Below are 22,500 nucleotides of genomic sequence, written 5' to 3'. Positions count from 1 at the left end.
TATGCGCTTGCTCACGCGGTCACGGTTGCAGGCGGTGAAGACGCCCCGCTCCAAGCGCGCGGCGGACTTCGACCACGCGGTGGCCGAGTTCTTCATGCGCATCGCGCTGGAGGAGGCCGCCAAGGGGCTGGGCCGCACCAGCCCCAACCCCGTCGTGGGGGCGGTGCTGGTGAAGGGCGGGCGCATCATCGCGCGCGGCCATCACAAGAAGGCCGGCACGGCGCACGCGGAAGTCGTGGCGCTGGAGGCCGCGGGCTCCAAGGCGCGCGGCGCGGACCTCTACACGACGCTGGAGCCGTGCGACCACTACGGGCGCACCCCGCCGTGCAGCCTGGCGGTGCTGGAGGCCGGCGTGCGGCGCGTGTTCAGCGCGTCGTCGGACCCCAACCCGCTCGTCTCCGGCAAGGGCCTCAACCGGCTCAAGCGCGGCGGCGTGGCAGTGGTGACGCACGTCCTCAAGGACGAGGCGGACGCGCTCAACCGGCCCTTCTTCAAGATGATGCGCACGGGCCTGCCGTGGGTGACGCTCAAGGCCGCCGTGACGCTGGACGGGAAGCTCGCCGCGCCCTCTGGCGACTCGAAGTGGGTGACGGGCGAGGCGTCGCGCGCGTGGGTGCACCGGCTGCGCGACCAGGTGGACGCCATCCTCGTGGGCGCCAACACCGTGCGCATGGACGACCCGCAGCTCACGACGCGGCTGCCCGGCGGCGGGGGCAAGGACCCCGTGCGCGTGGTGGTGGACTCGCACCTCAAGCTGTCCCCGGGCCACACCGTCTTCAACCTGCGCAGCCCCGCGCGCACCGTGGTGGCCACGCTGGAGGACCCGGAGGGCCGGCGCGCCCGGCGCTTCCTGGCCCAGGGCGTGGAGGTGTGGAACGTGCGCGCGAAGCAGGACCGAGTGGACCTGAAGGCCGTCCTGAAGCGCGTGAAGAAGGAGGGGCTCAACCACGTGCTCGTGGAGGGCGGCGCGGGCCTGTACGGCACGCTGCTGCGCGAGCACCTGGCGGATGCGCTCGCCCTGTTCCTCGCTCCCAAGCTGGTGGGGGCGGGGGGCCTGTCGTGGGCGGGTGAGCTGGGCGTGAAGGACATGGCCCACGCCCTGGCCGTGAAGGACCTGACGATGGAGAAGGTGGGGGACGACGTCCTCCTGCGCGCCCTGCTCTGACAGGCCAGCGTGCCGCCGGGGCTTTCGTTATAAGTCCCGGTCATGTTCACCGGCCTCATCCAGGACACTGGCACCATCACCCGCGTCACCTCCGGCGCGATGACCGACTTCTGGATTCGCACCTCGCTGGGCGCGGAAGCCTTCGCCCTGGGCGAATCCATCGCCGTGGACGGCGCGTGCCTCACGGTGGTGGAGAAGGGTGGGGACACCTTCCGCGTGCAGGCGGCCCCGGAGACGCTGCGGCGCACCACCCTGGGGGCCCGGCGCACGGGCGACCGGGTGAACCTGGAGCGGGCGCTCGCGCTGGGGGACCGGCTGGGCGGGCACCTGGTGTCGGGCCACGTGGACGCCGTCAGCGAGGTCCTGGAGACGTTCGCGGAGGGCGGGTCGTGGGTGATGGTGTTCCGGCTTCCCCCGGAGCTGGCCCCCTGCTTCATCGAGAAGGGCTCCGTCACCATCGACGGCATCAGCCTCACGGTGAACGCGGTGGATGCCAGCACCTTCCGGGTGCAGCTGATTCCGGAGACGCAACAGCGCACCACGCTCCACGGCAAGGGCCCCGGGGCCCAGGTGAACCTGGAGGGCGACCTGATTGGGAAGTACGTGGCCCGGCTGTATGCCCTCCGGGGCGCCCCCGAGGCGGCTGGCCAGGGAACGGGCCTGACGGAGGCGGTGGTGCGGGCGGCGGGTTTCACCCCTCGCGGGTAGGGGCGCAGGTGGTGTAAGGAGCGCGCCATGCCTCGCTATTTCGAAGGGGATTTCCTCCCCCCCCAGGGCCGGTTCGCCATCTGCGTGTCCCGGTTCAACAGCTTCATCACGGAGGAGCTCTTGAAGGGCGCCGTGGACACCCTGGTGCGCCATGGCGTGAAGGACGACGCCATCGACGTGTACCGCTGCCCCGGCACCTATGAGCTGCCGGGCGTCACCCGCCGTGTGTCGGAGAGCGGTCAGTACGCGGGCATCATCGTCCTGGGCGCGGTGATTCGCGGCGGCACCCCCCACTTCGACTACGTGGCGGGCGAGTGCGCCAAGGGCATTGGTTCGGTGGCGTTCAGCGCGGCGGCCGGCCCGAAGCCGGCGTCGGTGACGTTCGGCGTCCTGACGTGCGATACCGTCGAGCAGGCCATCGACCGGGCGGGCGTGAAGGCGGGCAACAAGGGCGCGGAGGCCGCCGTGGCCTGCATCGAGATGGTCAACCTCTTCGCTCGCATGCCGGGCGCTGAGCGAAAGGGATAACCGCGATGGGCGCGCGCAGAACGGCACGGGAGCGGGCGCTGCAGGCGCTCTACCAGTTGGAGATGACCCAGGGCGCCACCACGCGGGAGGCCCTGGACTCCGCCTGGGCCGCCTCCGCGGAGGACGGCAAGCCGGAGCCGGACGCGGTGAAGTTCGCCAAGGAGCTGGTGGAGGGCGTGGAGGTGAACCGCGACGAAATCGACGCGCTCATCGAACGCCACAGCCACAACTGGCGCCTGGACCGCATGTCCCGCATCGACCGGAACGTGCTCCGCCTGGGCATCTTCGAATTGAAGTACCGCCCGGACATCCCCCGCAAGGTGACCATCAACGAGGCGGTGGAGCTGGGGAAGAACTTCGGCACCGAGGAGTCGAGCGCCTTCGTCAACGGCCTGTTGGACCGCGTCGCGGTGGCGCTCGGGAAGCCGTGAGCCAGACGCAGACCCTGGACGTGGGCCTGGAGGGCCTGGACGCGCTGACCGGGGTGGACGCCCTCTGCCTCTTCGTGGCCGAGGACGACCGCCCCCTGCCGTCCTCCGCCGGCTACGTGGACTGGCGGCTGTGCGGCGCCCTGTCCCGCGTGCTCCAGGGCGGCTTCTTCACCGGCGTGAAGGACGACTGGCTCCTCCTGCCGTCGGACGGGAAGCTGACCGTGCCGCGCATCTTCGTGGTGGGGCTGGGCTCCCGGAAGCGCCTGGACGCGGCCTCGCTGGGGGAGGCCCTGGCGGGCGCGGCGAAGGTCCTGAGCCGCGCGAAGGTGGAGTCGGTGGCCCTGGAGGTCCCCCAGGGGGCTTCCTTGAGTGACTCGGCCCGCGCGGAGGCGTACCAGCGGCAGTTCCTGCCCGCGTTCAAGGGGGGACGGGTGTCCCTCCTCGCGGACAAGGGGCTTGTCGGGTCGCTGTCATCCCGGAAGGGCTGACGCGCAGCGTCCGGGCGGGGGTTCTGCTAGCATCCGGGCCCTGAGGCGCGCGCGATGAAGTTCAAGGTGTTGATCGTCGAGGACTCCAAGGTGTCGCGCGAGCACATCGCCGCGACCGTGGAGGCCGTGGACGGCGTCGAGGCCGTCACCACCGCCAGCGGCTTCGAGGCGCTGAAGCTGCTGCCCCGCCAGCGCTTCGACCTCATCATCACCGACATCAACATGCCCGACATCAACGGGCTGGAGCTCATCAACTTCGTCAAGAAGAACCCCAACTACCGGGACGTGCCGCTCATCATCGTCACCACCGAGGGGCGTGAGCAGGACCGCTCGCGGGGCATGGCGCTGGGCGCGGCCGGCTACCTGGTGAAGCCGTTCCAGCCGGAGGACCTGGAGGCGCTCCTGCGGCGCTTCCTGAAGCCGCTGTGACGCCCGGGGGCAAGGCGCTGGCGGAGTTCGTCGCCGAGGCCACGGAAATCCTCGATGCGCTGGGCCGCGACCTGCTGGCGCTGGACGAGGCGCGCGGGCAGGAGGCGGATCCGGAGCACATCAACGGCATCTTCCGCGCGGCGCACTCGCTCAAGGGGCTGTCGGGCCTCTTCGGCCAGGAGCGCATCAGCCAGCTGGCGCACGCGGCGGAGGACCTGCTGGACCGGCTGCGGCTGGGCCGGCTGACGCTGGACGACGGGGTCCTGGACACGCTGGTGGACGCGCTGGACACCTTCCAGGCGCTGCTCGGGGAGGCGTCCCGGACCGAGGAGGGCCAGGAGCTCACCCAGCGCACCCGGGCCATGGAGGACCGGATGGCGCGGCTGGGCTCGCCTCCGCCCGCCGTGGAAGAGGATCCGCTGGAGCGGCTGGAGCTGGACGCGACGGTGCGCGCCGTCTTCACCGAGTACGAGGAGCACCGGCTGCGCGAGAACGTGCGGCGCGGGGTGTCCCTGTGGCGGGTGCGCGCGGCGTTCGACCTCACGGACTTCGACCAGGGGCTCGCGGACCTGAACGCGCGCCTCAAGCCCCTGGGCGAGGTCATCAGCACGCTGCCCTCGTCGCGGCCGGGCGGCGCCAACGGCATCGCGTTCGACCTCATCTTCGGCGCGAAGGTCGGCGCGCAGGCGCTGGAGGACGGCCTCCGGGGCACGCCCGCGGAGCTGGCCCCGCTGTCCGTGCGCCAGCCAGGGGAAGGTGCGGCGGGGCCCGCGTTCGACGTGCCCCCGCCGGCTCCCGGGCGCGAAGAGGCCGACGCGGAGGTCCTGCTCGCGGACACCGACGAGGAGGACTCCGACGAGGACTCCGAGCCGGCCGTGACGTCCACCAGCCTCGCGACCGTGCCGGCGATTCCGGGGGGGAGCCCTCCGCGCATGCGGGCGGTGTCGCCTCCGCCCACCGTGGTCGGGCTCCAGGCCGCCGCGTCCGCGCCCATCCCCGCGGGCCGTCCCAAGCCGGAAGAGACGTCCCTGCGCTCGCTCACGCAGACGGTGCGCGTGGACATCGGGCGGCTGGACGGGCTCATCAACATGGTGGGCGAACTGCTGCTCATCAAGGCGAACCTCCAGCGGCTGGCGGAGACGTCCCGGCAGGACGGGGCGGTCGCGCTGTCCAAGCTCTTCGGCCAGGAGCTGTCGCGTGAGACGCGGCAGCTGGAGCGCAAGCTGGAGGCGCTCCAGGAGGGGCTGCTCGAAGCGCGCATGGTCCCGGTGGGCCAGGTCTTCGACAAGCTGGCGCGGCTGGTGCGCAAGATTGCCCGCGAGGCCGGCAAGGAGATCGACTTCGTCAGCTCCGGCGGCGAGGTGGAACTGGACAAGCTCATCGTCGAGGAGCTCAGCGACCCGCTGATGCACCTCATCCGCAACGCCATCGACCATGGCGCGGAGGGGCCGGAGGCGCGGCTCGGCGCGGGCAAGCCCCGGCGCGCGGTGGTGCGGCTGCGCGCGGAGCAGAAGGGCAACCACGTCGTCATCAGCGTGTCCGACGACGGCTCCGGCATCGACGAGGTGCGCGTGCGCGAGGTGGCGCTCGCGCGCGGGCTCGTCACCCCGCCGCAGGTCAGTGAGATGACGCGGCGCGAGCTGCTCAACCTCATCTTCCTGCCGGGCTTCTCCACGCGCTCCAGCGTCAGCTCGCTCTCCGGACGGGGCGTGGGCCTGGACGTGGTGAAGAACAACCTGGGCAACCTCTCCGGCATCATCGACGTGTGGAGCGAGCGCGGGAAGGGCACGGCCTTCCACCTGACGCTGCCGGTGACGCTGGCCATCGTGCGCGCGCTGGTGGTGGGCGTCAGCGGCCGCACGTACGCGGTGCCGCTCAACAGCGTGCTGGAGATCCTCTCCGTGCAGCCGCGCGACATCCGCACCGTGGAGCGCCGCGAGGTGCTGGACCTGCGCGGCCAGACGCTGCCCTTCCTGCGGCTGGGGCGCCTGTTCCACCTGCCGGAGCGCGAGGTGAACCGCCACTTCGTCGTCGTGGTGGGCCTGGCGCAGCAGCGGCTGGGCATCGCGGTGGACGAGCTGTTCGGCCAGCAGGACATCGTCACCAAGCCCCTGGGCGGCCGCCTGAGCCGCGTGAAGGGCATCTCCGGCGCCACCGACCTGGGCAACCGGCGCACCGTCCTGGTGCTGGATGTCGCGGAACTCCTGGAAGAGGGCATCGCGCACGAGCGGCGCCGCGCTTGAGGCGTCCGCGCCGGGGGCTGCTATCCTCCCGGCCGTGTCCCGTTTCGAAGCCCTGCTCGACGCGTTCTTCTACCGCCCGGACGAGGACGTCGGCGGCCTGCTGGACTTCGCCGCGGGCAGTGACGACCTGGCGCCGCCGCTGCTGGAGGAGGAGCCGGTCGAGTACCTCGCCTTCCGCCTGGAATCCGAGTGCTACGCGGTGCCCATCCTCGCGGTGAGGGAGATCTGCAAGGTGCCGCTGCTCACGGAGATTCCGCGCGCGGAGCCGCACCTGCTGGGCGTGATGAACCTGCGCGGGGAGCTGTTGCCCGTCTACGACGTGAAGCTGCGGCTGCGGCTGGCGGAGGCTCCGCCGCTGGTGGCGGGGCCGGACGCGGGCCTGCCGCCCCGGGAGGCGCGCATCCTCGTGCTCAAGATGGACGACGGGCCCGCGGGCGTGTGGGTGGACTCGGTGGCGGGCGTGGTGCGGCTCAAGCCGTCCATGGTGGAGCTATCGCCCGCGGGGCTGCGCGGGGACCGCGACTGCGTGGCGGGGCTGGGGCGCAAGGGCTCGCAGCTCTACATCCTGTTGGATCCGGAGCAGGCGCTCGCCCCATGACGGACCCCGTGAACCTGCTGACCCGCCGTCCGCGCGGCGACGTTCCCGGCAACGCGCCGGTGGCCGAAGCCGAGGTGCAGCTGTGCGCCTTCTTCGTGGGCAACGAGGAGTACGTGCTGGACATCATGCGTGTGGAGGAGATCCTCCCGCCCCAGCGCGTGATTCCCATTCCGCACGCGCCCGCCTTCGTGGAGGGCGTGCTGCACCTGCGCGGCGCGATGCTCCCGGTGGTGGACCTGCGGCGGCGCCTGCTGGGTCAGCCCGCGCAGGAGACGCGGCGCACGCGGATGCTCGTGTGCCGGCTGGGCGCGCGCCGCGTGGTGGCGCGAGTGGACCGCGTGGCGGAGGTGCTGCGCGTGCGCCGCGGCGACATCAAGCCCGCGCCGGCGCTCATGTCCGGAGGTCGCACGCCGTTCGTGGTGGGCGTGTGCGGACCGCCGGAGCGGCTGCGGCTGCTGCTGGACCTGAAGGCGCTCCTGCGCGCGGAGCTGGAACGTGACGCGCGCCCTCCGTCCGGGGGGTGAGCGCGCCGTTTTCGCCGTGCGCGCCCCGGATTTAGGAAGGGACGTCATGCGAGACCTGAGCGGGCACCGGAAGTCGCTGGGGTTCTTCTACTTGTTCGTCCACGCGTTGATGCTGCTGGCCACGGGGGCGATGGCGTACGTCACGGCCGCCCTGGGCTTCGTCGCCGCCGCCGGGAGGTCCGCCCCTCGGCTGCCGGTGTGGGAGAACCCTTGGGTCCTCGCGATGGCGGCCATCTTCTTCGTGCTCCTGGCGGCGTCCATCGCGGGGCTCGCCCTGGGACTGGGGCTGGTGCGCGGCCGCCGTGTCTCCAAGGGGCTGGCCACGCTGCTCGCCCTCGTGGCGCTGCCCACCTTTCCGCTGGGCACGGCGCTGGGCGTCTACTCGCTCTGGTTCTTCTCGCAGGAGGGCTGGGACGCGGAGCCCTGGAGCCCCTGAAAGGGTGTGAAGGTGAACGTTCCAGGCCGGCGCCAGGTTGCCTCCCGGCGCGAGGGGCCCTCGGGGAATGGGCCCGCCGGGCCTCCGTTCCGGCCTCGTGGGGCGCGACTCCCTCCGCCGCTTCAAGCAGGATGCGGACACCCCGAGGAACGGACCCCCGGAAGGAGGACGGCGGATGAGCGACACGGTGCGGTCCCCCGCGGGGCAGGAGGAGGCCCGGTACCGGGCGTTGCAGGCGGTGGATCCGCGCGCGCCCGGGGCCCTGGAGACCTTCACCACCGGACTCCATGACGAGAGCTGGCGCGTGCGCCACGCGGCGGCGGAGGGCCTGCGCCGCGTGCCGGACGCGCAGGGGGTCACCGCGCGGCTCATCTCCGTCCTGGGGGAGCGCGGCGAGACGGGCGCACGCAACGCGGCGGCCGAGGCGCTGGCGGGCATGGGGCCCGTGGCGACGCAGCCGCTGGTGCACCTGCTGGAGCACGAGGATCCGGATCAGCGCAAGCTGGCGGCGGACATCCTGGGACAGCTGGGGCACCCGGAGGTGGAGGACGTGCTCCTGCGCGCGCTCTCCGACGGCGACCTCAACGTGCGCGTGGCCGCCGCGGAGGCGCTGGGCCGGATGGGCGGGCCCGCCGCGGCGCGAGCGCTGGAGGGGCTGCTGGACACGCCCACGCCCCTGCTGCGGCTGGCCGCGCTGGAAGGCCTCGCGTCGCTCAAGCGCGCGCCCCCGCTGGAGCGGGTGATGGCGCTGGTGGAGGACCCGGCGTTGCAGCGCAGCGCCCTGCGGCTGCTGGGCCTGTACGCTCCGGGCGTGGCCACGGAGCGCATCTGCCGGGCCCTGGCCTCGCCGGTGCGCTCGGTGCGAGAGGCGGCCCTCGTCGCGCTGGGGACGCAGGCCGGCGCGCTGGGCCCGTACGAGCGCGGGGAGCTGGACGCGGTGGCGCGCTCGGTGCTGGGCGGCATCCCGGGCGTGACGGAGCGCGTGGCGCAGGCGCTGGACGGCGAGGACGTCCAGGTGCGGGCCGGCGCGCTGGTGGCCGCCGGGGCGCTGGGAGAGGCGTCGCTCGCGGTGCCGGTGGCGGAGGTGGCGCGCGAGGACCGGCTCCTGCGCGAGGTGCTCTTCACGCTGGGCCAGCTGGGACCGGACGGACGGCGCCTCCTGCTGGAGGGCATGGGCACGCTGTCGCTGCCCGCGCGCACGGTGGCGGCGGAGGCGCTGGTGCTGCTGGTGGACGCGACGTCGGTGCCGGAGCTGTGCGCGCTGCTGGAGTGGGCGGAGGACGACCTGCGCGCGGTGGTGGTGCGGGCGCTGGGGCGCACGCGCTCGCCGCAGGCCGTGGCGCCGCTGGTGGAGCTGCTCGCGGACCCCGCGCTGTCGGGCATCGCGGCGCGGGCGCTGGAGCAGTTGACCGTGGCGCATCCGCTGGCGTCGCTGACCGCGCTGGAGGCGGCGGTGGAGCAGCGCGCGACGCCCGCGGCGGTGGCGGTGCTGGGCCGGCTGGGCGGCGCGCGGGTGCTGCCCCTGCTGCGGCGGCTGGCGCGCGATGAAGAGGCCTCCTGGCGCGCGGCGGCGGTGGAGGCGGCGGGCCGCGTGGATGGCGAAGCGGGCCTGGAGCTGGCGCGCGGCGCGCTGGCGGACGAGTCCCCCCGGGTGCGCATCGCCGCGGTGCGCTCCCTGGGCCAGCAGGGCGGCAAGGAGGCCGCGACGTTCCTGGGGCTCGCGCTGAAGGACGAGGACCGCGGCGTGCGCGTGGCCGCGGTGGAGGCGGTGGGCGCGGCGGGCGCGAAGGAGCGCTCGGCGGACCTGGAGTCGCTGGTGCGCCACGGCGACAGTGGGCTCGCGATGCTGGCGGTGCGGGCCCTGACGAAGCTGGGGACGGTGGGCGCGGGCGTGCTGTGGGACGCGCTCAGCCACCCCGACGCGGAGGTGGTGAAGGCGGCGCTGGCGGCGCTGGCGTCGGCGGAGGCCTCGGCGGATGGCGCGGCGCTGGCGGTGTCGCTGCTGGGCCATCCGCGCTGGGACGTGCGGGTGGCGGCGGCGCGCGTGCTGGGCGGCCTGGGGCGGCCGGAGTGCCTCCTCGCGCTGGAGCAGGCGCTGTCGGTGGAGCGGGACGCGCTGGCCCGCGCGGCGCTGGCGGACGCGGTGGCCCGGCTGTCGTCGGGGCGGTGAGGGGAGGACTCGGATGCCACGCTTCGACGAGGGCCGCCCGGAGATGACGCTGGAGGAGTTCCGGCTGCTGCGCGACCACGTCTACGCGCACTGCGGAATCCTCATCCACGAGAACATGAAGTTCGTGATGGAGCGCCGGCTGTGGCCCCGGCTGGAGGCGCTGGGCATCCAGGACTTCGGCTCCTACCACCGCTACCTGCGCTACGACGCCCAGCGCCACGCGGAGCTGGAAGCGGCGGTGGAGTCCCTCACCACGCACGAGACGTACTTCTTCCGCGAACCCGCGCAGCTCAAGGCCTTCTGCGAGGAGCTGCTTCCCATCCTGGAGAAGCGCAACGCGCACACGCGCCGGCTGCGGCTGTGGTCCGCGGGGTGTTCCTCCGGCGAGGAGGCGTACACGCTGGCCATGCTGCTGAAGGACAGCGGCCGCTTCAACGACTGGGACGTGGAGGTCATCGGCACGGACCTGTCGCGCCGCGTGCTGGCCGTGGCCCGCCGCGCGGAGTACGGCCCCAGCGCGCTGCGCGCGACGCCGCCGGACCTGCTGGAGCGCTACTTCATCCCCGTGGGTGTCAACCGCGTCCGCGTGCGCGACGACGTGAAGGCGTGGGTGAACTTCGGCCACCACAACCTGGCGGACGTGGCGGGCAGCCAGTTGGTGCCGCGCACGGACGTCGTCTTCTGCCGCAACGTGATGATCTACTTCGACCAGGCCGCGCGCCGCCGCGTGCTGGGCGTCATCCGCGACCGGCTCTGTCCCGGCGGCTACCTGCTGCTGGGCCACGCGGAGAACCTGCTCAGCCTGGGCGCGGACTTCGAGCTGGTGCACCTGAAGGGCGACCTCGTGTACCGCCGGCCCGAGCTTCCGGGCGGGGAGGGCCGCTGATGGCACGTCCGCTCACGGTGCTCGTCATCGACGACTCGGCCACCAACCGCCGCACGCTCACCACGCTGCTGGAGTCCGCCTCCGACGTGATGGTGCTGGACTGGGCGCAGGACGGCGAGGAGGGGCTCAAGAAGGTCCTGGACCTGAAGCCGGACGTGGTGACGCTGGACCTGGAGATGCCCCGGCTGGGCGGCCACACCTTCCTGCGGCTGCTCATGCGCGCGTCGCCCACGCCCGTCATCGTCATCTCCAGCTACGCGCACCAGTCGGACGTGCTCAAGGCGCTGGAGCTGGGCGCGTTCGACTTCATCGCCAAGCCGCCCGAGGGCACCCCCGAGGCGCTGGAGAAGCTGCGGCGCGAGCTGCTCGACAAGGTGCACGCGACCCGCCACGTGAAGTCCGGCGGACGCCACGGGGCCGCGCTGCGCAGCGCCCTGCTGACGGGCGAGGTGCCGCAGGTCATCGCCGTGGGCGCGTCCACGGGCGGGCCCCCCGCGGTGCAGCGGCTGCTGGAGGGGCTGGCCTCCGAGCCGACCGTCAGCGTGCTGGTGGGCCAGCACATGCCCTCGCAGTTCACCCGGGCCTTCGCGGAGCGCCTGGACCGCATCGGTCCCTTCACGGTGACGGAGGCGTGCGAGGGCGACGTGGTGACGCCGGGCCACGTCTACATCGCGCCGGGCGGGCGGCACCTGCTGCTGTCGGACCGGACCGGGCGCCTGGAATTGCGCACGCCGTCGCCGGTGCCCGCGGACAAGTACGCCCCGTCGGTGGACCGGCTCTTCGAGAGCGCGGCGGAGGTGCTGGGCCCTCGCGCGGTGGCGGTGGTGTTGACGGGCATGGGCGCGGACGGGGCGCAGGGCGTGCGCGCGGTCCGCCGCGAGGGCGGCGAGACGTGGGCGGAGTCCGAGGACACGGCCGTGGTGTACGGCATGCCCAAGGAGGCCATCGCCACCGGGGCGGTGACCCGGGTGCTTCCACTGGACGACATCGGTTCTGAGCTGGCCGCGCTGGTGCGCCGCCGCAAGCAGTCCTCCGGGCAGTGAATCGCCGGGTGCATGACAGCCGCCGCACAAACCCGGGACGGGCGGTGCGCCGGTGGTAGGCTGAGGGCCATGTCGCAGCAGATCCGCGCGCTGGTGGTGGATGACTCGCAGGCCATGCGCCGCAGCATCATGTACGCGCTCCAGCGCCTGACGGACGTGGTCTGCATCGAGGCGCAGGACGGCGTGGAGGGGCTGAAGAAGCTCACCACGCAGGGGCGCTTCGACCTGGTGATGACGGACATCAACATGCCGTTGATGGACGGGCTGAAGCTCATCCACCACATCCGTCAGACGGAAGACCACCGGGCGGTGCCCATCGTCGTCGTGACGACCGAGGGCGCGAGCGCGGACCGCGAGCGGGCCATGGCGCTGGGGGCCACCGCGTACCTGGTGAAGCCCGTGCAGGCCCGCGTGGTGCTGGACACCGTGAAGGAACTCCTGAAGCTCGGCTGAGCTTTCCCAAGGAGGCCCAAGGGCACGCATGGAACCGGCGCTGGACGTCGAGGGGCTGGAGAAGACGTACGGCGCGGTGCGGGCGGTGCGCGGGCTGACCTTCCAGGTGGCGCCCGGCGAGGTGCTGGGCCTGGTGGGCCCCAACGGCGCGGGCAAGACGTCCACGCTGCGGTGCCTGGCCGGCATCCTTCCGCCGTCCGTGGGCCGCGTGCGGGTGGCGGGGCATGACCTGGCGGTGGCGCCGGTGGAGGCGAAGCGCCAGCTGGCGTTCCTGCCGGACGAGCCGCGCTTCTTCGAGTACCTCACCGTCTGGGAGCACCTGAACTTCACCGCGCGCCTCTACGGCGTGGAGGACTGGGAGGCGCGAGGCCGCGCGCTGCTGGAGGAGATGGAGCTGACCGGACGGGAGAAGTCGCTGCCGGGCGAGCTGTCGCGGGGCATGAAGCAGAAGCTGTCCATCGCGTGCGGCTTCCTGCACCAGCCCCGGCTCATCCTCCTGGACGAACCGCTGACGGGGTTGGATCCGCTGGGCATCCGCAGGATGAAGGCGTCGCTGCGCCGCCGCTCGGAAGAGGGCACGGCGCTGGTGCTGTCGTCGCACCTGCTGCCGCTGGTGGAGGAGCTGTGCCACCGGCTGCTCGTCATCGCCGGAGGGCGCGCGGTGGCGCTGGGGTCGCTGCCGGAGATCCGCGAGCAGATGGCGGGCGGGGCGGGGGACGGCGCGTCGCTGGAGGAGCTGTTCGTGCGCATCACCAGCGCGGCGTCAGCGGAGGCGGCGGCGCGGGGGAACGAACCGGCGTGAGCTTCCCGAGCGCGGTGGCGTTCCTCTGGGTGAGGACGTGGCGCAACCGGGTGGTGCGCCAGGTGCAGCGGCTGAAGCGCCCGCGCTATCTCCTGGGCGCGGCGGTGGGGCTCGCGTACCTGTACTCGCTGGTGGGCCGCAGCGTCTTCGTCCAGGGCACGGGCCGCGCGGTGTCTCCCAACGCGAGGCTGTTCGCGGAGTTCTCGCTGGAGGTGTCGGTGCTGGCCACGCTGGTGACGGCGTGGGTGCTGGGCACGGACCGGCCGGCGCTGACCTTCACGCAGACGGAGGTGCAGACCTTCTTCACCGCGCCCGTCACGCGCCAGGCGCTGCTGCACTACAAGCTGCTGCGCGGCCTCTTGAGCGCGATGCTCGCGGCGCTGGCGGCGACCCTCTTCGTGGGGCGCTTCACCAGCCCCCGGCCGGAGCTCTTCTTCCTGGGCGCGGCGCTGGCCATGGGGACGCTGTACCTGCACGGCACCGCGGCGTCCTTCGTGCGCGCGTGGCTCGTGTCGCGAGGGCGCTGGGGCAGCGCGGTGCGGTGGACGGTGGTGGCGGTGGTCCTCGTGGCGGGGATGGGCACGCTGCTGTCCACGCTGCGCGACCATCCGCTGCCGGAGAACCTCTCCGCGCCCTTCGCCGTGCGCGAGTGGCTGCGCGACGTGCTCAACGCACCCGGGCCTCGCGCGGTGCTGTGGCCGGGCCGGGCGCTGGTGGCTCCGTCGCTGGCGCGCAGCGGACAGGACTTCCTGCGCTACCTGCCGGCGTCGCTGGCGCTGCTCGTGGCGCACTACGCCTGGGTGCTGGCGGTGGAGGTCCCCTTCGAGGACTCGGCGGTCGCGGGGGCGGACGCGCGGACGCGGCAGCGGGCGCAGCGGGCGTCGCGCTCGGCCAACCTGCGCGTAGGCCGCGTGCCCTTCGTGCTCGAGGCCCGGGGGCGTCCCGAGGTGGCGCTGCTCTGGAAGAACCTCATCGCGCGCAGGCGCATGGGCAGCGGGCTGGTGATGCTGCTGTCCTTCGGGGTGATGGGCGCCGTGTTCGCGCTGTTGATGGGGGACACGCGGCTGTTCTCCAACAGCCGTGAGTTCCTGGGGCCCATGGCCCTGATGATCGCGGTGGCCATGGCCGTGATTGGCCCGAGCGCGTTCCGCACCGACCTGCGCATGGACCTGCCCAAGCTGGAGCTATTGCGAGCCCTGCCCCTCACGGGGCGGCAGGTGGTGGGCGCGGAGCTGGGCGCCTCCGCGCTGACGCTGGGCGCGGCGCAGTGGGTGATGCTGGCCGTGGCGCTGGTGCTGGGCGTGGGCACGGACGACGAGACGCTCGCGCCGTGGTCCGCGCCGGTGGTGCTGGGCCTCTTGCCGGTGTTGCCGGCGCTGGGGCTCGCGGGGCTGTTCGTGCAGAACGCGGCGGTGGTGCTGCTGCCCGCGTGGATTCCAGCGGACTCCGAGCGGGCGCGCGGCGTGGAGGCGCTGGGCCAGCGGCTGCTCACGCTGGTGGGCACGCTGGTGGTGACGTTCCTGGGACTGTTGCCCGCGGGGGTGGTGGCCCTCCTGGTGGGCTATCCGCTGTTCACTGTCATGGGGCCCTGGGCGGTTCCGCTCGCGGGGCTGGTGGCGGCGGGAGCACTGTTCGCGGAGGTGGCGCTGGGCGTCGCCGTCCTGGGCCGCGCCTTCGAGCGGCTGGACGTGTCGGAAGAGACGTAGTCATTTGGCGCAATCAAGCTGGGGAAAGTGCACTGCCCCGCCGTGGAACAAACAGGCGTTCGTACTGCTTGGTGGCAAACTCATCTGTCATGCCCGAAACGTAGTCGCAGATGACTCGCATCGCCTCTTTGCCTGTGCGTGCCTTGTGTTCCATGCGGAATGTTTCAGGCAATAGTTTCTCGGGGGCGGCCGCGATCGCCTTGAAGAGCTCAAGGACCAAGTGTCCACCTCTATATTCCAAGGTTTGCACTGTGTGCGTATTGATTACTCTTTCAAACTCGACGTCCTTGAGTTTGGCCAGGAGAGCGTCTGCTTCGCTTGTGAGTCGAGCGTTATATTTCAACAAAGGGGTCTCGAATTCATCCGTCTGGGACCACTTTGCTGCCTGTATAAAAGCATTGACAAGAGCCCCAGTGCCTTGCTTCCTGATGTGATGGCTCTTTGAGAAGACCTTATGTAGAGACTTGTTGACTTCGAATTTGGTCGCCCACTCACTTTCTGGGTCCCAGGCAATATTTTCGATATCTGCTTGTTCGATAAGCCCGAGCGCTGCAGCGTCCTCAAGGTCGTGAACGCCGAATGCAATATCGTCGGCCAACGTCATGATTGATGTGTCGAGCGATTGCCATTTCGGCTTGCCGTGCTTGTTCTTTGTGGCAGGTGCCTGGGGTTCCGTGAAGCGCGATTTTTCGGCAGATGGAAGCGGTTCCAAGATGAAATCAACGACATCTTTATCGTCGTCAAGATAGCACTTGGGTGGTTTCCAGTCGTTCCAGCGGATTTCAAATCTGTCTTTTGGTGTCTTGATTGTTTCGGCGCTCCTAATCTGTGAATAGGAAGTCGGGTATTTAAGAATGCCGAGGAGCGTCCGCCGTGTTGGGTTTAGTCCGTAATTTTCCGTGTGGGCTTCGAGTTTTGCCAGGAGGCGCAAGGTCTGCCCGTTCCCTTCAAATCCGCCATGTTCCAACATGGCGAGATTGAGCGCTGTCTCGCCGGTATGGCCGAACGGGGGGTGTCCAAGGTCATGCGCAAGGCAAATTGCTTCTAGCAAATGGATCGGAGGCAGGTGGCGCTTAAGGTCCGGCGTTTGGCGACCAAGGACATATAAAAGCCCTCTGCTGATTTGCGCTGCCTCCATTGAGTGAGTCAATCGGGTTCGATGGAAATCTCCCTCACCGATGCCTAGGACTTGGGTTTTTGCCTGGAGTCTTCGGAATGCGGCCGAATGGATGATTCGTGACCGATCGCGTTCGTACCCATCGCGCCTGTCTTCACTGCGGGGGCTTTCGGGTAGACGTCGTTGCTCCCATGGAGAATCCATAAACCCACCTTAAATGGAGTAGACTCACAGAAGACTAGTCGGCTTGTTAAAGGCAGGAAAGTAGCGCCGTGCCAAGATCTGAACGGCTACTGGATGCGGTCTGGATTGACCTTCCGAGTCACTGGACGATGAGGTGCTTGATGGGTGACGCCTGCCCTTAACTCGCTGGTATTGCAAAGGGAGCATCTTCATGAAGGTCGGCTTCATCGGGTTGGGGAACATGGGCACGCCCATGGCGAAGAACCTGGCCGGCGCGGGCCATGAACTCACCGTCTGGAACCGCACCGCCTCCAAGGCGGAGCCGCTGAAGCAGCAGGGCGCGCGCGTGGCGAAGACGCCCGCCGAGGCCGCACGCGACGCGGAGGTCGTCGTGTCCATGCTCGCGGACGACCACGCCGCGGAAGCGGCCGTGCTGGGCCAGGACGGCATCGTCAGCGCCCTGCCGAGGAACGGCATCCACGTCTCCTCCAGCACCATCTCCGTCGCGCTGTCGGAGCGCCTGACGAAGGCGCACGCGGACGCGGGGCAGGGCTACGTGTCGGCCCCCGTCTTCGGCCGGCCGGAAGCAGCGGCGGGCAAGCAGCTCTGGGTCGTCGCGGCAGGCCCCAAGGCGCAGGTAGAGCGCGTGCGTCCGGTGCTCACAGGCCTGGGGCGCGGCCTCACGGAGCTGGGAGAGCGGCCCTCCGCCGCGAACACGGTGAAGCTGTCCGGCAACTTCCTCATCGCATCCATGATGGAGGCCCTGTCGGAGGCCTTCGCGCTCGCGGAGAAGTGCGGCGTGGAGCGCGCCGCGTTCCTGGACGTCTTCAAGTCCGTCTTCGCCAAGGCGCCCATCTTCGAGAACTACGCGGGCGCCATCGCGAAGGGGCAGTACACGCCCGCGGGCTTCGCGCTGCGCCTGGGCCTCAAGGACGTGACGCTGGCGCTCGAAGCGGGGCGGACGGCGGAGGTGCCCCTCCCGCTGGCCAGCCTCCTGCGCGACCACTTCCTCACCGGCGTCGCGCAGGGACGCGGTGACGAGGACTGGTCCGCGCTCGGCGCGCTCGCCCAGGAGCGCGCGGGCATCACGAAGAAGGCCTGAAACGCGAAGGCGGCCTACTCCTTCTTCTTCTTTCGCAAGACCTCTGCGGGATGGTTGCGGCGCTCGGGCCCGAGGAAGACGGACAGGACCACCACCAGGGGATTGGGCAGGATGACGAGGATGAGGATGAGGACGAGCCGGCAGGCGCGAATGCACCTGCGCAGGCCCGCCTTGAGGACGCGCAAGCAGGCGCGTCCCGCACGCAAGAGCGGCGGCATGGAGAACTCCAGGGATTGAGTGACCTTCCAGGGACGGGACCTCTGGATGCCCTCAGTGCAGGAGCGCTCGATGCAGCAGGAAGTAGCGGCGCGGCGGCCCCGGGAGCCGCGAGGCCCGGGCAACGCCGCCAGGGGACGTCCCGGCGTGAACCCGCGGGAGCGATGACGGCCGGGGCGCCTCGGTCCGGGCAGGTGCCTCCGTCTGGAACCGGGCCTCGGGAGCGCGCCGCTCGACGAGGACCGCGACCGCCGCCTGGGGTCCTGGCAGGGGATGCGCGGAGGCACCGGCGCCCAGCGCCAGCGCGACGCACGCCAGCGCGAGCCTCAGCCAGCGAGCCACCTGATGCGGATGCCAGGACACGGTTCCCAACGTAGCCAGGGCCCCGATCCGGTCAATCCAGCCCCGAAAAGAAAGGGCCTCCCGGGGACGCGCCACGGGAGGCCCTCGCTGACTTCAGTGCGACTTCAGTGCGTCGGGGCGCGGACTAGAACGTCGCGGAGCCCGGCACGCGCGGGTAGGGGATGGCGTCGCGGATGTTCTGCAGGCCGCACATGTAGACGATGAGGCGCTCGAACCCCAGGCCGAAGCCGGCGTGCGGCACCGTGCCGTAGCGGCGCAGGTCGCGGTACCACTGGTAGTGGGCGGGATCGAGGCCGAACTTCCGCATGCGCGCGTCCAGCACGTCCAGGCGCTCCTCGCGCTGGCTGCCGCCGATGATCTCACCGATGCCCGGGGCGAGCACGTCCATCGCGGCCACGGTCTTCCCGTCCTCGTTGATGCGCATGTAGAAGGCCTTGATGGCCTCCGGGTAGTTCATCACCACCACGGGCCGGCCCACGTGCTCCTCGGTGAGGTAGCGCTCGTGCTCCGTCTGGAGGTCCTTGCCCCACTCCGGCGCGTACTCGAACTTCTTCTTCGCCTTCTGGAGGATGGAGACGGCCTCCGTGTAGTCGATGCGCTCGAAGCTGGAGCCGATGAACTTCTCCATCCGCTCCGTGACGCCCTTCTGCTGGCGCTCCTCGAAGAACTTCATGTCCGGCGCGCACTCGTCCAGCACGGCCTTGAACACGTACTTGAGGAACCGCTCCGCCAAGAGCGCGTCCTCGTTGAGGTCCGCGAAGGCGATCTCCGGCTCAATCATCCAGAACTCGGCCAGGTGCCGCGTGGTGTTGCTGTTCTCCGCGCGGAACGTGGGGCCGAACGTGTAGACCTTGGACATGGCCAGGCAGTACGCCTCCACGTTCAGCTGCCCGGACACGGTGAGGTAGGCCTCCTTGCCGAAGAAGTCCTTGCCCCAGTCAATCTTCCCGTCCGGCCCGCGCGGCGGGTTCGTCGCGTCCAGCGTGGACACGCGGAACATCTGCCCGGCGCCCTCCGCGTCGCTCGCGGTGATGATGGGCGTGTTCACCCAGCAGAAGCCCTCACCGTGGAAGAAGCGGTGCACCGCCTGCGCCGCCGCGTTGCGCACGCGCGTGATGGCGCCGAAGGTGTTGGTGCGCACGCGCAGGTGCGCCACCTCCCGCAGGAACTCCAGCGAGTGCTGCTTGGGCTGGATGGGGTAGGTGTCCGGGTCGTCCACCAGGCCCAGCACCTGGACCTCATCCGCCTGAATCTCGAAGGCCTGCCCCTTGCCCTGCGACTGCACCAGCGTGCCCCGGCAGATGACGGAGGCGCCCGCGGTGAGGTGCAGCACTTCCTTCTCGTAGTTGGGCAGCGAATTGGGCGCGACGACCTGGATGGGGTCGAAGACCGACCCGTCGCTCACGTTCACGAAGCTGATGCCCGCCTTGGAGTCGCGGCGCGTCCGCACCCAGCCGCGCACCTCCACCTTCGAGCCCGCTTCGACGGCCCCCGACAGGGCCTTCTTCACACTCACGACCTGCATGGTGCTCTCCCTCTGCTCCAGACCGGGAAGGCGAGTTAGTCGCGCCCGGGCCCGAGGGCAAGCACCGAGCGAGGCCCACCCCCTGCCTGGGGCCGGCCTGGCCCCCTCCCACCCGGGTTCCCGGTCAGGGGCCCCGGGGCGCCGGGCGTCCAGGCTTTCGACGCGCCAAGACTTGTTGCCCGCGTGTCCTACCTCCCGCTAAGAGTCCGAGGAGCCATGGCGATGAACGAGCGTTACGAGCCGCAGTCGATTGAAGGAAAGTGGCAGACCCGCTGGGAAGAGGAGGGCCTCTTCCGGGCAGGCAGGCGTCCGGACGCCCCCAAGAAGTACGTCCTGGAGATGCTGCCGTACCCCAGCGGCCAGATGCACATGGGGCACGTGCGCAACTACCTCATCGGGGACGTCTACGCGCGCTACTACCAGATGCGCGGCTTCGACGTGCTGCACCCCATGGGGTGGGACGCCTTCGGTCTGCCGGCGGAGAACGCGGCCATCAAGGACGGCGTCCACCCGGTCATCCGCACCCGCGAGAACATCGAATCGTTCAAGGCGGAGATCAAGACGCTCGGCTACAGCTACGACTGGACGCGCGAGGTCAACACCAGCCAGCCGGAGTACTACCGCTGGAACCAGTGGTTCTTCCTCCAGATGCTGGAGCGCGGGCTCGTCTATCGCCGCTTCAGCAAGGTGAACTGGTGCACGGGCTGCCTCACCGTCATCGCCAACGAGCAGGTGAAGGACGGCCGCTGCGAGCGCTGCGACTCCGAGGTGCAGGACAAGGAGATGCCCGAGTGGGCGTTCCGCATCACGAAGTACTCGCAGGACCTGCTCGACGCGCTCGACACGCTCAAGGAGTGGCCGGACCGCATCACCGCCGCCCAGCGCAACTGGATTGGCCGCTCGGACGGCGCGGAGGTGGACTTCCGCGTGCAGGGGCATGACGCCGCCCTGCGCGTCTTCACCACCCGCGTGGACACGCTCTACGGCTGCACCTACGTGGTGCTCGCGCCGGACCACAAGCTCGTGGCCCAGGTGACGACGGCGGACCGCCGCGCGGACGTGGACGCGTTCGCGAAGAAGATGGCCGCGCAGAACAAGACGGAGCGGCTGGGCGAGGACGCGGAGAAGGAGGGCGTCTTCACCGGCGGCTACGCGCTGAACCCGGTGACGGGCCAGCCGGTGCCCATCTGGATCGCCAACTTCGTGGTGAGCGACTACGGCACCGGCGCGGTGATGAGCGTGCCGGCGCACGACGCCCGCGACTTCGCCTTCGCGCGCAAGTACGCGCTGCCCGTGCGCGTCGTCATCCAGCCCGCGACGGGCGACAAGCTCGGCGCTGGGGAGACGCTGGAGGCGGCCTACACGGAGGACGGCGTGCTGGTGGACTCCGGTGACTTCACCGGAATGCCTTCGGCCGAAGCGCGCGTGAAGCTGGCCGCGAAGCTGGAGGGGCAGGGGCAGGGCAAGGCGACGGTGACGTACCGCCAGAAGGACTGGGGCTTCAGCCGCCAGCGCTACTGGGGCACGCCCATCCCCATCGTCTACTGCGAGAAGTGCGACCCGGAGCGCAAGGGCATCCCCGTCCCGGAGGACCAGCTCCCGGTGCGGCTGCCGGACATCGACACGCAGGCGGTGCTCACCGGCAAGGGTGAGCCGCCGCTCGCGAAGGTGCCGTCCTTCATCAACACGACCTGCCCGAAGTGCGGCGGCCCCGCGCGCCGGGAGGCGGAGACGATGGACACGTTCGTCGACTCCTGCTGGTACTTCGCGCGCTACCTGTCGCCGAAGTACGACGCCGCGCCCTTCGACCCGAAGGAGGGCAAGCGCTGGCTGCCCGTGGACATCTACGTGGGCGGCCCCGAGCACGGCGTGATGCACCTGCTCTACTTCCGGTTCTGGACCCGGGTGATGAAGCTGCTCGGGCTCTCTCCGGTGGACGAGCCCGTCACGCGGCTGATCACGCAGGGCATCGTCAACGGCGCGGACGGCCGCAAGATGGGCAAGCGCTACGGCAACGGCGTGGCGCCCAACACCATCGTGGCGAAGTACGGCGCGGACACGGCGCGCACCTACGTGCTCTTCGCGGGCCCGCCGGAGCGCGACTTCGACTGGTCCCACGAGCAGGTGGAGGGCGTCTTCCGCTTCCTCAAGCGCGTGTGGACGCTGGCCGCCACGCACCACGCTTCCTCGGCGGAGGCCACGCACTCGGGCCCCTACGAGGGCAAGGCGCTGGAGACGCGCCGCGCGGCGCACAAGTGCGTCAAGCGCGTGACGGAGGCCATCGAGCGCCTGTCCTTCAACACCGCCGTCGCCGGCGTGATGGAGTGCGTGAACGCGCTCTACGCGGTGGGCACGCCGGAGACGCCCGCGGAGAAGGCGGCGATGGGCGAGGCGATGCGGCTGCTCGCGCGCATCCTCACCCCGTTCGCGCCGCACATCGCGGACGAGCTGGCGGAGGCCTACGGCGCGAAGTCGTCCACCGTCACGGAGGCCTGGCCGGAGTTCGACCCGGCGCTGGTGGTGGACGACGTGATTCCGTACGCCGTGCAGGTAAACGGCAAGCTGCGCGCGGAGGTGCGCGTGGCGGCGGACGCGGACGAGGCGGCGGTGCGCGCGGCGGCGGAGGCGGACGACAAGGTGAAGGCCGCCCTCGAAGGCAAGACGCTGCGCAAGTTCGTCTTCGTCCCCAAGCGGCTGGTGAACTTCGTCGTCGGCTGACGGCAAGCGAGGGAGGGGAAGTGCCCGCGGAAGTGCTCGTCATGTGCTCCTCCTGCGGGCGCCCCCAGACGGCGGCCCGGCGCCGCTGTGCCTTCTGCAACGCGGAGCTGCCGGAGGCACCCCTGCCCCCCGTGGCTCCGGAGGCTTCTGCCCCTCCGCCCCGCGTCTCCCCGCTGGCGCTGGACCTGGGCAACCGGCGCACCCTGGCGGTGAGCGACGAACGGCTGTCGTTCCAGGGGCGCCCGGGCGGGGGCCCGGCGCTCGACGTGCCGTGGACGCGGGTGCGGCGCCTGGAGTGGAGCACGCGGCCGTACCTGGAGGCCCTGGGTCTGCTCGCCTTCACCGCGCTGGGCCTCCTCTGGGCTCCCACGCAGGCGGTACGGCTCATGGCCTTCGCCGCGGGCGTCCTCGGCCTGCTGCTCGCGGGGCTCTACCGTCACCATGGCCTCACCGTGGAACTGGAGGACGGCACGCGGATGCGGTGGCCGCTGGGCATGGCGCCACGAGGCTCGGCTCGCGAGGCCCGGCTCCAGGAGGCCCGCGCCGGCCTGGCCGAGTCGGGCCGCGCGCACAACGTGCCCTTCGCCGGCCCCATGTGAAGACGGCCGCCGGAGGCATGCGCGGCAGTCCCTGGGCTGGCTCCGACGCTTGACGGTGGATCGCGGG

Annotated in this window: 23 protein-coding genes; 19 read left to right on the top strand and 4 right to left on the bottom strand. The window is 70.8% G+C overall.

From position 1 onward, the window contains the following. The first annotated feature begins 1 nt into the window (after position 1). The 16 genes from ribD (at position 2) to AABA78_RS37905 (ending at position 14,610) form a co-directional block, all read left to right on the top strand. Positions 2-1,165, top strand: a complete 1,164-nt coding sequence (gene ribD / locus AABA78_RS37980) for a bifunctional diaminohydroxyphosphoribosylaminopyrimidine deaminase/5-amino-6-(5-phosphoribosylamino)uracil reductase RibD (protein WP_338270418.1) — start codon at positions 2-4, stop codon at positions 1,163-1,165. Positions 1,166-1,207: 42 nt separating this feature from the next. Further along, on the top strand, positions 1,208-1,873 hold the full coding sequence (locus tag AABA78_RS37975; protein ID WP_338270417.1) for a riboflavin synthase: 666 nt from the start codon (positions 1,208-1,210) through the stop codon (positions 1,871-1,873). Between the two features lie 27 nt (positions 1,874-1,900). Beyond that, complete coding sequence (gene ribH / locus AABA78_RS37970; RefSeq protein ID WP_171418610.1) at positions 1,901-2,401, top strand: 6,7-dimethyl-8-ribityllumazine synthase; 501 nt, start codon at positions 1,901-1,903, stop codon at positions 2,399-2,401. Positions 2,402-2,406: 5 nt separating this feature from the next. Next, entirely contained in the window at positions 2,407-2,832 is a 426-nt protein-coding gene (gene nusB / locus AABA78_RS37965) for a transcription antitermination factor NusB (RefSeq protein WP_338270415.1), read from the top strand. After that, positions 2,829-3,320, top strand: coding sequence for a M17 family peptidase N-terminal domain-containing protein (locus AABA78_RS37960; protein ID WP_338270414.1), 492 nt, complete (start codon positions 2,829-2,831; stop codon positions 3,318-3,320). Before nusB ends, AABA78_RS37960 begins: the two co-directional genes overlap by 4 nt. A gap of 54 nt (positions 3,321-3,374) precedes the next feature. Beyond that, positions 3,375-3,749 (top strand): response regulator, encoded by a 375-nt coding sequence (locus tag AABA78_RS37955; protein ID WP_120525327.1) that lies wholly within the window; start codon positions 3,375-3,377, stop codon positions 3,747-3,749. Then, on the top strand, positions 3,746-5,992 hold the full coding sequence (locus AABA78_RS37950; RefSeq protein WP_338270413.1) for a chemotaxis protein CheA: 2,247 nt from the start codon (positions 3,746-3,748) through the stop codon (positions 5,990-5,992). Before AABA78_RS37955 ends, AABA78_RS37950 begins: the two co-directional genes overlap by 4 nt. 34 nt (positions 5,993-6,026) lie before the next feature. Beyond that, complete coding sequence (locus tag AABA78_RS37945) at positions 6,027-6,590, top strand: chemotaxis protein CheW (RefSeq protein WP_338270412.1); 564 nt, start codon at positions 6,027-6,029, stop codon at positions 6,588-6,590. After that, entirely contained in the window at positions 6,587-7,114 is a 528-nt protein-coding gene (locus AABA78_RS37940; RefSeq protein WP_338270411.1) for a chemotaxis protein CheW, read from the top strand. The genes AABA78_RS37945 and AABA78_RS37940 overlap by 4 nt, the downstream gene beginning before the upstream one ends. A 46-nt stretch (positions 7,115-7,160) precedes the next feature. Next, positions 7,161-7,550 carry a hypothetical protein gene (locus AABA78_RS37935; RefSeq protein WP_338270410.1) on the top strand — a complete coding sequence of 130 codons (390 nt, stop codon included), beginning with the start codon at positions 7,161-7,163 and terminating at the stop codon, positions 7,548-7,550. Positions 7,551-7,725: 175 nt separating this feature from the next. Then, positions 7,726-9,720 (top strand): HEAT repeat domain-containing protein, encoded by a 1,995-nt coding sequence (locus AABA78_RS37930; protein ID WP_338270409.1) that lies wholly within the window; start codon positions 7,726-7,728, stop codon positions 9,718-9,720. Positions 9,721-9,733: 13 nt separating this feature from the next. Continuing rightward, positions 9,734-10,606: a CheR family methyltransferase gene (locus tag AABA78_RS37925; RefSeq protein ID WP_338270408.1), complete on the top strand. Its 873-nt coding sequence runs from the start codon at positions 9,734-9,736 to the stop codon at positions 10,604-10,606. Next, positions 10,606-11,649 carry a chemotaxis-specific protein-glutamate methyltransferase CheB gene (gene cheB, locus AABA78_RS37920; protein ID WP_338270407.1) on the top strand — a complete coding sequence of 348 codons (1,044 nt, stop codon included), beginning with the start codon at positions 10,606-10,608 and terminating at the stop codon, positions 11,647-11,649. The genes AABA78_RS37925 and cheB overlap by 1 nt, the downstream gene beginning before the upstream one ends. 69 nt (positions 11,650-11,718) lie before the next feature. Continuing rightward, complete coding sequence (locus tag AABA78_RS37915) at positions 11,719-12,102, top strand: response regulator (protein WP_338270405.1); 384 nt, start codon at positions 11,719-11,721, stop codon at positions 12,100-12,102. Between the two features lie 28 nt (positions 12,103-12,130). Next, positions 12,131-12,904, top strand: coding sequence for an ABC transporter ATP-binding protein (locus AABA78_RS37910; protein WP_338270403.1), 774 nt, complete (start codon positions 12,131-12,133; stop codon positions 12,902-12,904). Then, complete coding sequence (locus AABA78_RS37905; RefSeq protein ID WP_338270401.1) at positions 12,901-14,610, top strand: putative ABC exporter domain-containing protein; 1,710 nt, start codon at positions 12,901-12,903, stop codon at positions 14,608-14,610. Before AABA78_RS37910 ends, AABA78_RS37905 begins: the two co-directional genes overlap by 4 nt. Positions 14,611-14,623: 13 nt before the next feature. Here AABA78_RS37905 and AABA78_RS37900 read toward each other — a convergent pair whose 3' ends face one another. Next, positions 14,624-15,931, bottom strand: a complete 1,308-nt coding sequence (locus tag AABA78_RS37900; RefSeq protein ID WP_338270400.1) for an anti-phage deoxyguanosine triphosphatase — start codon at positions 15,929-15,931, stop codon at positions 14,624-14,626. A 190-nt stretch (positions 15,932-16,121) separates the two neighbouring features. Here AABA78_RS37900 and AABA78_RS37895 point away from each other — a divergent pair, with 190 nt between their 5' ends. After that, complete coding sequence (locus tag AABA78_RS37895; RefSeq protein ID WP_338270399.1) at positions 16,122-17,012, top strand: NAD(P)-dependent oxidoreductase; 891 nt, start codon at positions 16,122-16,124, stop codon at positions 17,010-17,012. A 14-nt stretch (positions 17,013-17,026) separates the two neighbouring features. On the opposite strand, the gene AABA78_RS37890 is transcribed toward AABA78_RS37895, so the two are convergent. The 3 genes from AABA78_RS37890 to asnS form a co-directional block, all read right to left on the bottom strand. Next, entirely contained in the window at positions 17,027-17,230 is a 204-nt protein-coding gene (locus AABA78_RS37890) for a hypothetical protein (RefSeq protein WP_338270397.1), read from the bottom strand. A 52-nt stretch (positions 17,231-17,282) separates the two neighbouring features. Next, positions 17,283-17,570 carry a hypothetical protein gene (locus AABA78_RS37885; RefSeq protein WP_338270395.1) on the bottom strand — a complete coding sequence of 96 codons (288 nt, stop codon included), beginning with the start codon at positions 17,568-17,570 and terminating at the stop codon, positions 17,283-17,285. Between the two features lie 145 nt (positions 17,571-17,715). Beyond that, positions 17,716-19,116 (bottom strand): asparagine--tRNA ligase, encoded by a 1,401-nt coding sequence (asnS, locus tag AABA78_RS37880; protein WP_338270394.1) that lies wholly within the window; start codon positions 19,114-19,116, stop codon positions 17,716-17,718. Positions 19,117-19,332: 216 nt separating this feature from the next. Between asnS and leuS the strand changes: the two genes are divergently transcribed. Both leuS and AABA78_RS37870 read left to right on the top strand, forming a co-directional pair. Continuing rightward, a complete protein-coding gene (gene leuS, locus AABA78_RS37875) occupies positions 19,333-21,834 on the top strand; it encodes a leucine--tRNA ligase (RefSeq protein ID WP_338270391.1) in 2,502 nt (833 codons plus the stop codon). A 41-nt stretch (positions 21,835-21,875) separates the two neighbouring features. Then, the gene (locus AABA78_RS37870; RefSeq protein WP_338270390.1) at positions 21,876-22,433 is read left to right on the top strand and encodes a hypothetical protein; all 558 of its coding nucleotides are present in this window, start codon (positions 21,876-21,878) and stop codon (positions 22,431-22,433) included. Positions 22,434-22,500 lie beyond the last annotated feature (67 nt).

The sequence above is a fragment of the Corallococcus caeni genome, assembly GCF_036245865.1.
GTDB classification, from domain to species: domain Bacteria; phylum Myxococcota; class Myxococcia; order Myxococcales; family Myxococcaceae; genus Corallococcus; species Corallococcus caeni.
Note: the sequence above shows the minus strand (reverse complement) of the source record. Positions and strands in the feature narration are given on the sequence as shown.

What these genes read in the sequence shown, in the direction of transcription:
- ribD (WP_338270418.1), top strand. Translation starts at nt 2, where the DNA reads ATGCGCTTGCTCACGCGGTCACGGTTGCAGGCGGTGAAGACGCCCCGC.
- AABA78_RS37975 (WP_338270417.1), top strand. Translation starts at nt 1,208, where the DNA reads ATGTTCACCGGCCTCATCCAGGACACTGGCACCATCACCCGCGTCACC.
- ribH (WP_171418610.1), top strand. Translation starts at nt 1,901, where the DNA reads ATGCCTCGCTATTTCGAAGGGGATTTCCTCCCCCCCCAGGGCCGGTTC.
- nusB (WP_338270415.1), top strand. Translation starts at nt 2,407, where the DNA reads ATGGGCGCGCGCAGAACGGCACGGGAGCGGGCGCTGCAGGCGCTCTAC.
- AABA78_RS37955 (WP_120525327.1), top strand. Translation starts at nt 3,375, where the DNA reads ATGAAGTTCAAGGTGTTGATCGTCGAGGACTCCAAGGTGTCGCGCGAG.
- AABA78_RS37940 (WP_338270411.1), top strand. Translation starts at nt 6,587, where the DNA reads ATGACGGACCCCGTGAACCTGCTGACCCGCCGTCCGCGCGGCGACGTT.
- AABA78_RS37935 (WP_338270410.1), top strand. Translation starts at nt 7,161, where the DNA reads ATGCGAGACCTGAGCGGGCACCGGAAGTCGCTGGGGTTCTTCTACTTG.
- AABA78_RS37930 (WP_338270409.1), top strand. Translation starts at nt 7,726, where the DNA reads ATGAGCGACACGGTGCGGTCCCCCGCGGGGCAGGAGGAGGCCCGGTAC.
- AABA78_RS37925 (WP_338270408.1), top strand. Translation starts at nt 9,734, where the DNA reads ATGCCACGCTTCGACGAGGGCCGCCCGGAGATGACGCTGGAGGAGTTC.
- cheB (WP_338270407.1), top strand. Translation starts at nt 10,606, where the DNA reads ATGGCACGTCCGCTCACGGTGCTCGTCATCGACGACTCGGCCACCAAC.
- AABA78_RS37915 (WP_338270405.1), top strand. Translation starts at nt 11,719, where the DNA reads ATGTCGCAGCAGATCCGCGCGCTGGTGGTGGATGACTCGCAGGCCATG.
- AABA78_RS37910 (WP_338270403.1), top strand. Translation starts at nt 12,131, where the DNA reads ATGGAACCGGCGCTGGACGTCGAGGGGCTGGAGAAGACGTACGGCGCG.
- AABA78_RS37900 (WP_338270400.1), bottom strand. Translation starts at nt 15,931, where the DNA reads ATGGATTCTCCATGGGAGCAACGACGTCTACCCGAAAGCCCCCGCAGT.
- AABA78_RS37895 (WP_338270399.1), top strand. Translation starts at nt 16,122, where the DNA reads ATGAAGGTCGGCTTCATCGGGTTGGGGAACATGGGCACGCCCATGGCG.
- AABA78_RS37890 (WP_338270397.1), bottom strand. Translation starts at nt 17,230, where the DNA reads ATGCCGCCGCTCTTGCGTGCGGGACGCGCCTGCTTGCGCGTCCTCAAG.
- asnS (WP_338270394.1), bottom strand. Translation starts at nt 19,116, where the DNA reads ATGCAGGTCGTGAGTGTGAAGAAGGCCCTGTCGGGGGCCGTCGAAGCG.
- leuS (WP_338270391.1), top strand. Translation starts at nt 19,333, where the DNA reads ATGGCGATGAACGAGCGTTACGAGCCGCAGTCGATTGAAGGAAAGTGG.
- AABA78_RS37870 (WP_338270390.1), top strand. Translation starts at nt 21,876, where the DNA reads ATGTGCTCCTCCTGCGGGCGCCCCCAGACGGCGGCCCGGCGCCGCTGT.